Annotated in this window: 15 protein-coding genes; 6 read left to right on the forward strand and 9 right to left on the reverse strand. The window is 65.1% G+C overall.

The features are described 5' to 3' along the window. Nucleotides 1–178 precede the first annotated feature (178 nt). Nucleotides 179–346: a 50S ribosomal protein L33 gene (gene rpmG / locus K7W03_RS24880; RefSeq protein WP_007687342.1), complete on the reverse strand. Its 168-nt coding sequence runs from the start codon at nucleotides 344–346 to the stop codon at nucleotides 179–181. A gap of 218 nt (nucleotides 347–564) precedes the next feature. Between rpmG and K7W03_RS24885 the strand changes: the two genes are divergently transcribed. The 3 genes from K7W03_RS24885 (at nucleotide 565) to K7W03_RS24895 (ending at nucleotide 2,091) form a co-directional block, all read left to right on the forward strand. After that, nucleotides 565–897, forward strand: a complete 333-nt coding sequence (locus tag K7W03_RS24885) for a hypothetical protein (RefSeq protein WP_044661155.1) — start codon at nucleotides 565–567, stop codon at nucleotides 895–897. 16 nt (nucleotides 898–913) lie between these two features. Next, complete coding sequence (locus K7W03_RS24890) at nucleotides 914–1,480, forward strand: TMEM165/GDT1 family protein (RefSeq protein ID WP_222887602.1); 567 nt, start codon at nucleotides 914–916, stop codon at nucleotides 1,478–1,480. A 119-nt stretch (nucleotides 1,481–1,599) separates the two neighbouring features. Next, the gene (locus K7W03_RS24895) at nucleotides 1,600–2,091 is read left to right on the forward strand and encodes a Dps family protein (protein ID WP_048577868.1); all 492 of its coding nucleotides are present in this window, start codon (nucleotides 1,600–1,602) and stop codon (nucleotides 2,089–2,091) included. A 173-nt stretch (nucleotides 2,092–2,264) separates the two neighbouring features. Here the strand turns inward: K7W03_RS24895 and K7W03_RS24900 are convergent, their stop codons facing one another. From K7W03_RS24900 to K7W03_RS24930, 7 genes are all read right to left on the reverse strand, one after another. After that, nucleotides 2,265–2,735, reverse strand: a complete 471-nt coding sequence (locus K7W03_RS24900) for a GreA/GreB family elongation factor (protein WP_099186455.1) — start codon at nucleotides 2,733–2,735, stop codon at nucleotides 2,265–2,267. Between the two features lie 114 nt (nucleotides 2,736–2,849). After that, the gene (cobT, locus tag K7W03_RS24905) at nucleotides 2,850–4,676 is read right to left on the reverse strand and encodes a cobaltochelatase subunit CobT (RefSeq protein ID WP_048577869.1); all 1,827 of its coding nucleotides are present in this window, start codon (nucleotides 4,674–4,676) and stop codon (nucleotides 2,850–2,852) included. Then, complete coding sequence (locus K7W03_RS24910) at nucleotides 4,676–5,461, reverse strand: tyrosine-protein phosphatase (protein WP_222887603.1); 786 nt, start codon at nucleotides 5,459–5,461, stop codon at nucleotides 4,676–4,678. The genes cobT and K7W03_RS24910 overlap by 1 nt, the downstream gene beginning before the upstream one ends. After that, on the reverse strand, nucleotides 5,458–5,880 hold the full coding sequence (locus K7W03_RS24915; protein WP_222887604.1) for an OsmC family protein: 423 nt from the start codon (nucleotides 5,878–5,880) through the stop codon (nucleotides 5,458–5,460). Before K7W03_RS24915 ends, K7W03_RS24910 begins: the two co-directional genes overlap by 4 nt. 22 nt (nucleotides 5,881–5,902) lie before the next feature. Then, complete coding sequence (gene cobS / locus K7W03_RS24920; RefSeq protein WP_222887605.1) at nucleotides 5,903–6,910, reverse strand: cobaltochelatase subunit CobS; 1,008 nt, start codon at nucleotides 6,908–6,910, stop codon at nucleotides 5,903–5,905. A gap of 88 nt (nucleotides 6,911–6,998) precedes the next feature. Then, the gene (locus K7W03_RS24925; protein WP_222887606.1) at nucleotides 6,999–8,285 is read right to left on the reverse strand and encodes an Hsp70 family protein; all 1,287 of its coding nucleotides are present in this window, start codon (nucleotides 8,283–8,285) and stop codon (nucleotides 6,999–7,001) included. Between the two features lie 85 nt (nucleotides 8,286–8,370). Continuing rightward, the gene (locus K7W03_RS24930; RefSeq protein WP_061940861.1) at nucleotides 8,371–8,988 is read right to left on the reverse strand and encodes a J domain-containing protein; all 618 of its coding nucleotides are present in this window, start codon (nucleotides 8,986–8,988) and stop codon (nucleotides 8,371–8,373) included. A gap of 44 nt (nucleotides 8,989–9,032) precedes the next feature. Here K7W03_RS24930 and K7W03_RS24935 point away from each other — a divergent pair, with 44 nt between their 5' ends. Genes K7W03_RS24935 through K7W03_RS24945 form a run of 3 tightly spaced genes read left to right on the forward strand, consistent with a single transcriptional unit; the run spans nucleotide 9,033 to nucleotide 10,996 of the window. Continuing rightward, complete coding sequence (locus tag K7W03_RS24935) at nucleotides 9,033–9,317, forward strand: BolA family protein (RefSeq protein ID WP_044661165.1); 285 nt, start codon at nucleotides 9,033–9,035, stop codon at nucleotides 9,315–9,317. A 51-nt stretch (nucleotides 9,318–9,368) separates the two neighbouring features. Continuing rightward, nucleotides 9,369–10,076 carry a glutathione S-transferase gene (locus K7W03_RS24940; protein WP_222887607.1) on the forward strand — a complete coding sequence of 236 codons (708 nt, stop codon included), beginning with the start codon at nucleotides 9,369–9,371 and terminating at the stop codon, nucleotides 10,074–10,076. After that, complete coding sequence (locus K7W03_RS24945) at nucleotides 10,073–10,996, forward strand: pirin family protein (protein WP_222887608.1); 924 nt, start codon at nucleotides 10,073–10,075, stop codon at nucleotides 10,994–10,996. The genes K7W03_RS24940 and K7W03_RS24945 overlap by 4 nt, the downstream gene beginning before the upstream one ends. Before the next feature lie 108 nt (nucleotides 10,997–11,104). On the opposite strand, the gene K7W03_RS24950 is transcribed toward K7W03_RS24945, so the two are convergent. Continuing rightward, nucleotides 11,105–11,725: thioredoxin (locus K7W03_RS24950; protein WP_222887609.1), on the reverse strand; the 621-nt coding region annotated here is incomplete at its 5' end.

Here is an 11,725-nt window from a genome sequence, read left to right on the forward strand (position 1 = left end):
GCGGACATTCCCCCTCCCGCCTGCGGGAGGGGGAATGTCCGCAATCCACCCAAAATCCGCCCCCAACCCGCATTCCCAGCCAACAAGGAAAGGCCCGTTCCCCCAGGGGGACGGGCCTCTTCGTTCGGGCATGATGCCGCGAAGCTGCAATCGTCGGGCGACCGCAGCCGCCGTCAGATCACTTGATCTTGGCTTCCTTGAACTCGACATGCTTGCGCACGACGGGATCGTACTTCCGGAAGCTCAGCTTCTCGGTCTTGGTGCGCGGATTCTTCTTGGTGACGTAGAAGAAGCCGGTGTCAGCCGAGCTGACGAGGCGAATCTTGACGGTTGCTGGCTTGGCCATGGCCTTAGTCCCTGGTCGTGAATATCGTGAAAAAGAAGAGCGGCCCCAATTCTCTTGCGAGGAAGGGACCGCCCCGTTTCAGCGGTGCCCCATGAGGCAGATTCGGCCCCATGTCAAGGCTCGTGGCCCAGGCGCGGGGGTTATGCTACACTTTACGCGGCCTTAACCCGCTTCGCTCTATCAGGGAGCCGGAGTTACAGGACGGGGGAGTCTTCTCCATGCGACATGATCCGATGCTGGCCATTCTTGCCGATCTGCTGAGGCGGGTCGACGGGCTTGCGGGGGAAAGGGGCCATGTATCGGTCGTGCGGTTGCGCGACGAGATCGACCGCATTCGCCATATTGCCCGCGCCTTTCACCTCGACAGCGTGGAAAGCCTGGCCGGCACATTGCAATCGGCGCTGTCGCTGCAAGGCGCCGGACCGGTCATCATGTCCTATCTCGACCTGATGCGCGACGCGATCGCGGCCAAAATGCCGGAGGCGGACGTCATCGCCATGCCCGTCGCCGCCAAGCCGGCGGCAGGGCCCGGCGCGCACCTGACCGTCTGACTGTCTGGCCGGCTGAATGGATGCATTGCTGATCGCATTGCTCGGCTGTCTGTTGGCGGAGACGGGCGACAAGGGGCAGTTGCTGGCGCTTGCGCTGGCCGAACGGTTCCGCCGCGACGGAGCGGTGATAGCGGGGATCGTGGCGGCGGCGGTCGCCAATGCGGCCATCGGCGCGGCGGCAGGCGCCTTCATCGCGCCGATGCTGGGTACGGACGGGCGGCTCCTTTTCCTGGCGCTGGCGCTGATCTTCCTGGCAATAGGGATGTTCTGGCCGACGAAACGGCCTGATCCCTTGGCAAGCTGGCGGCTGGGGCCCTTTCCGACCACCGCGCTTGGCCTCTTCATCCTCGGCTTCGGGGACGGCGCGCAGTTCCTGATCCTGGGAATCGCCGTGCGGACCGCCGATCCTTTCCTGGCCGCGACGGGCGGGGCGATCGGCATCATCGCCGCGACCGTGCCCGCCATTCTGATGGGCGGTCCGTCATTCAAGGCGCTGCCGCTTCGCGCGATCCGGCTGGGTGGCGGCGTGCTGGTGCTGCTGGCGGGCATGGCGGCGGCGGTGTCGGCCCTGCATCTCGCCTGATCGATTGGCTGCATCACACTGACCGGCATTATCCCGGCAAAATTCCTGTCTTGTCATGGCACCTTATCGGGGACAGACCATTATATGTCCGAAACCAAGTCCCCCAGCAGGAGCCAAGCATGACAGCCCCCGATCTCAAGACCCCGACGGACCTGCGCAGCAACGCCACCAAGTCGGTCGCAGAGGCGCTGAACGGCGTGCTCGCCGACAGCTATGCGCTGTATTTCAAGACCAAGAATTTCCACTGGCACGTCTCCGGCCCGCATTTCCGCGACTATCATCTGATGTTCGACGAGCAGGCGACGCAGATCCTGGCGACCACCGACCTGATCGCGGAGCGGGTGCGCAAGACCGGCAACACGACGCTGCGTTCCATCGGAGACATTTCGCGTCACCAGTCGCTGGTCGACAATGACGCCGATTATGTAAGCCCCGGCGACATGCTGAATGAGCTGCGCGAGGACAATCTGAAGCTGGTCGAGGCGCTGCGCGCCGCCAAGGCGGCCGCGACCGAAGCGGGCGACAATGCGACCGAGGGCATTATCGACGACTGGACCGACGAGGCCGAGGAACGCGCCTGGTTCCTGTTCGAAGCAGGCCGCAACGCTTGATTGAATAGACGAAAGCCCTCCAGCCGAAACTGGAGGGCTTTTTTGATCAGCATTTATCCGTTTGAACGATACCGATCTTTTTGCAGTGTGCTCCTGCGAAGGCAGGAGCCCAGTCCTGCCGTCGGAACTGGGTTCCTGCCTTTGCAGGAACACAATCCGGCATATTGCGAGGTCTACTCCTCCAATATCGCTTCGATCGCGAGGATCATGATCGCGCCCGGCTTGCCGCCGAAATCGACGCTTTCGCCTTCTTCCGCATCCATCATCGCCCGGGCGAGCGGCGCGGAAAAGGCGATACGCCCTTCCGTCGGCTCCGCCTCATCGTCTCCGACGATGGCGATCCCCTTCTCCTTGCCGTTCAACCGGTAGGTGACGCGGCTGCCGAAGGCCACAGCCTCCGCATCCGGCACCGGCCGCAATTCCGCCGTCGCCAGGCGCGTGCGCCAATAGCGCAACTCGCGCTTCAGCTTCTTGGCGTCCTCCTCGGCCATGGCTTCGGTATCGACCGCCTCCAGCGCTTCCACCTTCTCCCGCGTCAGCCGCAGGCCGCGCGCCGTCACCCAATTGGGTCCGGGCGGCAACGGAATCTCGAAAGTGGGTTCCAGATGCTCCTCGTCACTCTCGCGACGAAAGGCGACACTCATTGCACTCTCCTGTCAAAACGCTTGTTCGCGCTGACACGAGGTCGAAACTGCCGATCTTCTTTTCAAGGGAAGGCCCGGGCTTCGACATCGCGGAAGCCCGAACGAGCAGGGCTTCTAATCTTCGTCGAACAGTCCGGCGAGCTGCTCCACCATGGTCCCGCCGAGCTGTTCGGCATCCATGATGGTCACCGCGCGGCGATAATAGCGCGTGACGTCATGGCCGATGCCGATGGCGACGAGCTGCACGGGCGAGCGGTTCTCGATCCACTCGATCACCTGCCGCAAATGGCGCTCCAGATAGGTGCCGCTGTTCACCGACAGGGTGGAATCGTCGACCGGCGCGCCGTCGGAGATCACCATCAGGATGCGGCGCTCCTCATTGCGGGCGATCAGCCGGTTATGCGCCCAGAGCAGCGCCTCGCCGTCGATATTCTCCTTGAGCAGCCCCTCGCGCATCATCAGGCCCAGATTCTTGCGCGCCCGGCGCCAGGGTTCATCGGCCTTCTTGTAGATGATGTGGCGCAGGTCGTTGAGACGCCCCGGCATCGGCGGACGCCCGGCGGCGAGCCAGTCCTCCCGGCTCTGCCCGCCCTTCCAGGCGCGGGTGGTGAAGCCCAATATCTCGGTCTTCACCCCGCAACGTTCCAGCGTGCGGGCCATGATGTCGGCGCTGATCGCCGCAATGGAGATCGGCCGCCCGCGCATCGACCCGCTATTGTCGATCAACAGCGTCACGACCGTATCGCGGAACTCGGTGTCACGCTCGATCTTGTAGGAGAGCGAGCGCGTCGGATCGATCACGATCCGCGCCAAGCGCGCCGCGTCGAGCAGCCCCTCTTCCTGATCGAAGTCCCAGGACCGCGACTGCTGCGCCATCAATCGCCGCTGGAGCCGGTTGGCAAGCTTCGTCACCGCGCCCTGCAAGCTGACGAGCTGCTGGTCGAGGAAGCCGCGCAGGCGCAGCAATTCATCCTCGTCGCACAGATCCTCGGCGGTCACGACCTCATCGTGAAGCTGCGTATAGGGCTTATAGTCGAAGCCCGGCGGCAGGTCGCCCATCGGCCGGTTGGGGCGGACGGGCATCATGCCCTCCTCGCCCATATCCTCCGCGCCTTCTTCGCTGTCGGCGTCGAACTCGTCGCTATATTCGGTTTCGCCGTCCTCGCTGTCGCCGCCCTGGTCCTCGGCGCGCGCCTCGGCAAAGGCGTCGCTGTCGCCCGCCTGATCCTCGCCGCTGTCGCCGTCTTCCTGTTGCTGCTCCTCGTCCTCGCCCTCTTCCTGCGGTTCGGACTCGTCGGTTTCGGGCGGCACGTCGGCGTCGATCAACTGGAGATGCTCCAGCATGGCCGAGGTCAGCTTCTGGAAAGCGCGCTGGTCGTCGATGGCCATGGCCAGCGCGTCGAGATCGGCGCCCGCCTTGTCCTCGATCCACTGGTCGACCATGGCGAGGCCCGCCCGCACATCCTTGGGCGCGGCCTGCCCGGTCAGCCGTTCGCGCACCTTGAGCGCCAGCGCGGTCGACAAGGGCACCTCATCGGCGGAACGCGCCCGGCGGATCGGATCGGACTTCAATTTCAGGTCGAGCGCATGGTTGAGGTTCGCCCTTACCCCCTCCATCGCCCGCGAACCGATCGCTTCTACCCGCGCCTGCTCGACCGCGTCATAGACGGCCCGCGCCGTCGCGTCGGCAGGCGCGGCGGCATTGTGAATCCGGGCATTATGGTGCCGCAGCCGCAGCGCATTGGCGTCCGCGAAACCCCGCGCCAGCGCCACCTGATCGGCGGGCAGATTGCGTCCGGGCGTCGGCACCTTGATCGCCTTGCCCGCCATATGCGGCGTGTCGGCGGTGAAGCTCACCTCCACCTCCGCGTCGCGCGCGATCGACCGCGCCGCGCCGGACAGCACGTCCTTGAAAGCGTCGAGGGGCGAACGGTCGGCCATCAGTCGAGCAGCATCCCACGCATCGAATCCCGCGCCGCGGCGTCCACGCCCAGCACATCGTTCAGATAGCCGTCCACGCCGCCATGGCTTTCATCCAGCGTCGCGAACAACGTATCCAGATAGACGGATTCCGCCTTCAGCAGCGGTTCGAGCATATCGGTCCTGGTCATCCGCATCCGCGCCACCAGCGTGTCGCGCTGCGCCAGCAGCCAGTCCCAATCGGCATGGGCGTTGGTCGCCAGATAATCCTGAACGATGGTGGGGCGCGGCACGCCCAGCGCCGCCAGGATCAGCGCCGCGCCCACGCCGGTCCGGTCCTTGCCCGCCGAACAGTTGATCAGCAACGGCACGCGTCCATCCGCGATCCGCGCGAACATGGCGCGGTAGGATTCGGCATGGTCGACCGGGATGACGCGATAAAGCGCGATCATCGTCTGCCGCATATCGTCCGCCGTCGCGCCGTCACGCTTCAGCATCTCACCGAGGAGCCCGCTGCTTTCCGTATAATCGCGGCAGAAATAATCGACCTCGCTCCCGTGCCAGAGCGTGGGTTCGGCGGTCCGTTCGTTGCCCCGGCGGAAATCGCAGATCGCCCTGATGCCGAGCGAACGGAGATGATCCGCATCCCCGTCCGTCAGCAGCGCCATCGTGCCCGACCGATAGAGCATGCCGCGCTTCACGCAGCGCCCGTCAGCGGTCGCATAGCCGCCGAAGTCGCGCAGGTTGAATGCGCTCTCCAAAGGCAGGCGGCCTTCCTCCGGCGTCAGGGCGACAGTCTCGCTCACGGCCGTTCGCCCTCCCCGACAGTGGGCACGGCGATGGTTTCGATCTGCGTCTCGACCTCGCTCATCAGCTTGTGCACCGGGCATTTCGCGGCGACAGCGATCAGTCTGTCATGCTGCTCCGCGCTCAACGGGCCGGACAGGGCGATGCGCGTGGTCAGCTTGTAGATGCCCTGCCGCTCCTGGCTCGCATCGCGCACCACGCCGACATGGATGCCCTCCACAGGAATGCCGTTGCGCTGCGCATACCAGAGCATGGTCATCGCCTTGCACGCGCCCAAGGCCGAATCGTAAAGATCATGCGGGTCCGGCCCGGCATCATGACCGTCCGGCGCTGTCATGTCCGCGATCAGTTCATGCCCGCGAATGCTGATCCGGTGGGCGGTGCCACCCTCCGGATCGATCCGTTCGACGACGATCATGGCTTTTTCCTCCCTGCGGCGCTCAGGCCGCCCGGTGCGCGACGCTTTCGGGCAGATCCTTGCCGAAGACGCGCTGATAATATTCGGCCACCAGCGGCCGCTCCGCCTCGTCGCATTTGTTGAGGAAGCTCAGGCGGAAGGCGAAGCCGATATTCTTGAAGATCAGCGCATTCTGCGCCCAGCTTATCACGGTGCGTGGGCTCATGACGGTCGAGATGTCGCCGTTGATGAAGCCCTGGCGGGTGAGTTCCGCCACCTTGATCATATTCTCGACTTCCTTGCGGCCGCCCTGATGGTCGTACTCGCCGGACTTGGCGAGCACCACCTGCGCCTCGGTCGCGGCGGGCAGATAGTTCAGCGCCACCACCAGGTTCCAGCGGTCCATCTGGCCCTGGTTGATCTGCTGCGTGCCGTGATAAAGGCCGGTCGTGTCGCCCAGACCCACGGTATTGGCGGTCGCGAACAGGCGGAACCAGGGATTGGGCCGGATCACCCGGTTCTGGTCGAGCAAAGTCATCTTGCCGTCGGTTTCCAGCACGCGCTGGATCACGAACATCACGTCCGGACGGCCCGCATCATATTCGTCGAACACCAAAGCCACCGGCCGCTGCAACGCCCAGGGGAGCAGGCCCTCGCGGAATTCCGTCACCTGCTGCCCGTCCTTCAGGACGATGGCGTCGCGCCCGACCAGGTCGATGCGGCTGATATGCGCGTCCAGATTGATGCGGATGCACGGCCAGCGCAGGCGCGCCGCGACCTGCTCGATATGGCTCGACTTGCCGGTGCCGTGATAGCCCTGCACCATCACACGGCGGTTATAGGCAAAGCCCGCCAGGATCGCGAGCGTGGTGTCCGGATCGAACACATAGGCGGGGTCGAGATCGGGCACCCGCTCATCGGCTTCCGAAAAGGCGGGGATCTTCATGTCGACATCGATGCCGAACACGTCGCGCGCATCCACTTCGCGGTCGGGCGAGGCCAACAGCGTTTCGGCGCGGGTATCGGGTTGGACGTTCGGGATGTCGGTCATCTTCTAATCTCTTTGAACGGTCTGGTCGGCACTGCCCTAGCCATCAGGGACGGGCATGTCGATAGAGTGGGGCCTTAAGCGGTAAGGATCAAGCGGCCCATTCGGCCAAATTGGCCTCCTGGCCGATCAGCGCCAGCCCATGGGCGATAGAGGTGAGTTCGCCGCCGGTCGCAATATGCTCTTTCCCGAAGCGCCGGTCGAATAGGTGCCGGATCGCGGGGATCAGCGACGTTCCACCCGTCAGGAACACCCGGTCGATGGCATCGGGCGCCACGCCCGCCTTGTCGAGCGCCTTGTCCACCGTCGCCTCGATCCGGGCGAGGTCGGGTGCGATCCAGCCTTCGAAATCGGCGCGCGTCACCTCCTTTTCGATGGCGAGTCCGCCGCCTTCGAAGCGGAAGGTCGCGCTCTCCGCCTCCGATAGCCGCCGCTTCAACGACCCCACCGCGTCGTAGAGCGGATAGCCCAGTTCCTTCTCGATCACCGTGATCATTCGTCCGATGGCGTCGGGATCATGGGCGGCCTTCTGCAAGCGCGCCAGCTCGTCCATGGTCCGCCGGTTGCGCATCAGCGCCAGCCGCGACCAGTCGGCAAAATCGGCAAAATAGCTGCGCGGAATCTCCAGTTCCTTGCCGAAGCTGTGATAGCTGCCGCCCTTGCCCAGCATCGGCAGCACCAGATGATCGACGATCCGATAGTCGAAGCGGTCCCCGGCCAGGCCGATGCCCGCCGAGCCGAGCGGCACGCAACGCCGCGCCGCGCCCGGCGCCTCGACCCGGACGATGGAAAAGTCGCTGGTGCCCCCGCCAAAGTCCGCCACCAATATCGTCGCCGCTTCGGTCAGGCGGCTGGCATAGCTGAACGCGGCGCCCAGCGGTTCGTAGACATAGTGAATCTCGTCCCCGAACCCTGCGAACATGGCGTCATAGCGCCACCGGGCGAGCGCCTCGTCGGGCCGCGATCCGGCATATTCCACCGGCCGCCCGACCACGATCCGCTGCGGGCGGCGGTCCAGCGCGCCGCCCGCATGGCCGACCATGCGGGAGAGGAACATTTGCCCCAGTTCCTCGAAGCGGAAGCGCTTCTCGAACACATTCGCGCTTTCGAAGACCGGGCTGGCCGCCACCGACTTGAAGCTTTGCAGGAAGCGGCTGTCCTCCGGAAATTCCAGATATTCCGCTATCGCCCATGGTCCCGCCTCATGCGCCATGCCGCCCTTCACGCCGCTGTCATGCCAGAAGCAGAGCGCGGAGCGGAACACCGCGCCGGTTGCTTCCTTGCCGGCAAATTCCACCAGTTCCGACTCGACCCCGCCAGCGAGCGCGGCCACGCTGTTGGTCGTGCCGAAATCAAGGCCCAGGGCGCGGGTTGTCATAGGAATCTCCGGGGAAGGGTCGGCGCCTATGACAGCGCGATGAACCGATCACAAGTCATTCCCGCCTGTGCGGGAACGACGATGTTCAGGCGAAGGCCTCAGCCTTCCTCAACAATTGATAGGCCTCGATCACTCCCTGCAACAAAGCCTCATGGCTCCGGTCGCCGCCATTATGATCGGGATGAAAGCGCCGCAGCAATTCGGTGTAGCGCTGCCGCAGCGCCCTTCGGTCGGCGTCGATCGGCAACCCCATCACCTCCAGCGCCCGCCGGTCGTCCCGCGACAGGAATTTCCCGTCCTGCCGCGTCTGGTTGTCGGCCCGCGCCTTCGCCACCCGCTCCCTGAACTTGGCGCCGATGGCGTCCAGCGGGTCCTGAAAGTCCGACCATCTGGGCGGCGGGCTGGCGGCGTTGGACGAAAAGGCCCGCGTTTCCCGCTCCCACCCCGCATAGGGGCGCTGGGCGGCGGCGATCTCCTCCGGGCTCATGCCGGTGAAGAAATTATAGCCCTGGTTGAATTCCCGCACATGGTCGAGGCACAGCCAGCGCCAGCGTGGGCCTTCCTGGTTCGGCCGGCCTCCTTCCAGGGGCGGCGCGCGAAATTCCCCCGGTTCCTCGCAGCCGGGCACCGCGCAGGGGCGGTCGCTTTCCACGCGGCCGTGGAAACGGTTGAAACGCCGGGTCGAGAAGGGATCGCTAGCCAAGATTGTCCTGATGCAACGGGGAATAAAGGGCCTATATAGGGGCGATGACCGAGATTCTAAAAGGCCCTGTCGCCACCGAAATCGAAGCCCGGCTGCAGGCCGCCCTCAGCCCCGAACGGCTCGCCGTGATCGATGACAGCGAGAAGCATCGCGGCCATGCCGGGCATGACGGATCGGGCGAAAGCCACTTCACCGTGGAGATCGTCTCCGGCCGCTTCACGGGCCAGAACCGCGTCGCCCGCCAGCGGATGGTCAATGCCGCGCTGGCCGATCTGCTGCGCGAAAAGGTCCATGCCCTGGCGATAAAGGCTCGCGCGCCGGGCGAATGACACCATAGCGCCTGTTCGAACGTTGTGCCGCCGTCGAAGGAGGCGCGCATCATGGCCTATGATTTCTGGTACTGGTCCACCATAGCCGGGCGCGGCGAGTTCGTGCGGCTGACGATGGAGGCGTGCGGCATCGCCTATCGCGACCGCGCCCGCACCGACGGCGACGAAGCGCTGATGGCGGACATGGAGCGTCACGACGCCGGTCCCGCCTTCGCCCCGCCCTATCTGGTGACGGACGGCCGCACCGTGGCGCAGACCGCCAACATCCTGTTCTATCTGGCCGAACGCCATGAATGCGGCCCCAGCGGCCTCAAGCCGCGCTATTGGCTCGCCCAGGTGCAGCTCACCATCATGGATATGGTGGCCGAGGCGCATGACGTCCACCATCCGGTCGGCGCCCATCTCTATTATGAGAATCAGAAGGCCGAGGCCCTGCGCGCCGCCCAGGGGTTTCGCGCCGGCCGCATCCCCAAATTCCTGACCTATTTCGAACATGCCCTGAGCGCGGAGACGGGCGACTGGCTGGCAGGCCGAAGCTGGAGCTATGCCGATCTCTCGCTCTTTCACCTGATCGCGGGATTGCGCTACGCCTTTCCGCTGCGCATGGCGACGCTGACGCCCTCCTTCCCGCGCCTTGCCGATCTGCATGACCGGGTTGCGGCGCTGCCCGAATTGCAGGACTATCTGGCAAGCGAACGGCGCCTGCCGTTCACCGACGAAGATGTCTTCCGCCACTATCCCGAACTGGACGCAGCATGACCCCGCCCGAACCGATCATCCAGAACGATCCGATCATCCAGACGATCACGCCCACCACCCATGACCTGGGCGATTTCCGCGTCCATCGTTCCCTGCCGGTGAAGGATCGCACCATGGTCGGCCCCTTCATCTTCTTCGATCAGGCCGGTCCCGCCCGGATCGAACCGGGGCAGGGCGTGGACGTGCGCCCCCACCCGCACATCAACCTCGCCACCGTCACCTATATGTATGAAGGCAGCTTCCTCCACCGCGATTCCCTGGGCACGGAGCAGTTGATCGAGCCGGGCGCGGTCAACCTGATGACCGCTGGCAAGGGCATCGTCCACAGCGAGCGGTCGCCGGACGAGGACCGGGCAAAGCTGTCGAAACTGTCCGCCATCCAGACCTGGCTCGCGCTTCCCGACCGTTATGAGGAGATGGACCCGGCCTTCGAGCATGTCGGTGAAGGCGGCCTGCCCGTCATCGATGGCGCTGGGGCGCGGGCGCGCGTGATCATGGGCAGCCTGTGGGGCGCAACCTCACCGGTCACCACCTATGCGAACACCATCTATGCCGACATCCAGCTTGCCCCCGGCGGTTCGGTCCCGATCGATGCGGATGCGGAGGAGCGGGCGATCTATGTTTCCGGCGGCGACGCGGCGCTGGACGGAATGATGCTCCAGCCGCAGATGCTCTATGTCCTGCGGCCCGGCATCAGGGCGACGTTGATGAGCGTGGACGGCGGCCGCGTCATACTTTGCGGGGGAGAGGCGTTCCGGACGCCTCGCCATGTCTGGTGGAATTTCGTGTCATCCTCCACCGACCGCCTGATGCAGGCCCGCGAGGATTGGGAAGCCATGCGCTTTCCCCTGATCCCCGGCGACGACCGGGAATTCATCCCGATCCCCCAGGGGCGGCCGAAGACGGTGAGCTATCCGTGATTTTTTGAGATCGTCATCCCCGCGAAGGCGGGAATCCATCTCCCATAAGTCGTCCCAGGCGGCACGTTCAGGAGATGGGTTCCCGCCTGCGCAGGAACGACGAACGGATCACTGGACGAAGGTCAGCGACAGATTCTCGGCATTTTTCGGAATGTCGATACGGCTTTCGTTGATCGACGCTTCCTCACCCGGTTTCAGGCTGGTCCGGTCCGCCTTGGTGGTCCAGCTGAACACCAGCCGGTTCTGCCTGTCGCGCAGTTGCACCAGCACGGGGGGCACCGGCAGCACCTGCTTGCCGCTGTTCACGATCCGCGCTCCAAAGGCGAAATATTCCTCCCCGGTCGGCAGCTTGCGCCGCTCGGCAGGCTTGGAAAGATAGAAGAGCAGGTCCGGGTCGCCTTCCTCGGGCACCAGGCCCAGATTGACCGCCCAGCCAGGCGTTCCGAAATACCAGAGCGCCCCGCCGGCCGCGCCGATCGCCAGGCAGAAGGCGAGCGCCGCATAGGTCCATATCTTCAGCCGGTTGCGCCGGGGCTTCGCCGCTACCGGCGCGGGTTCGGCCCAATCGTCGCGCGCATCCGCTTCGGCGCGCCCGTAAATATCGTCGAACCGATAGTCCGGCCTTGCCGTTTCCGGGGGTGCGGCTTGCGCGACGGGCTCGGGCTCCACGGGCGCTGCGACGGGCTCCACCGCTGGCGGGGCGGGCTCCTCAACCGGAGGCGGCGGTGG

The sequence above is a fragment of the Sphingobium sp. PNB genome, from assembly GCF_019873065.1.
GTDB classification, from domain to species: domain Bacteria; phylum Pseudomonadota; class Alphaproteobacteria; order Sphingomonadales; family Sphingomonadaceae; genus Sphingobium; species Sphingobium fuliginis.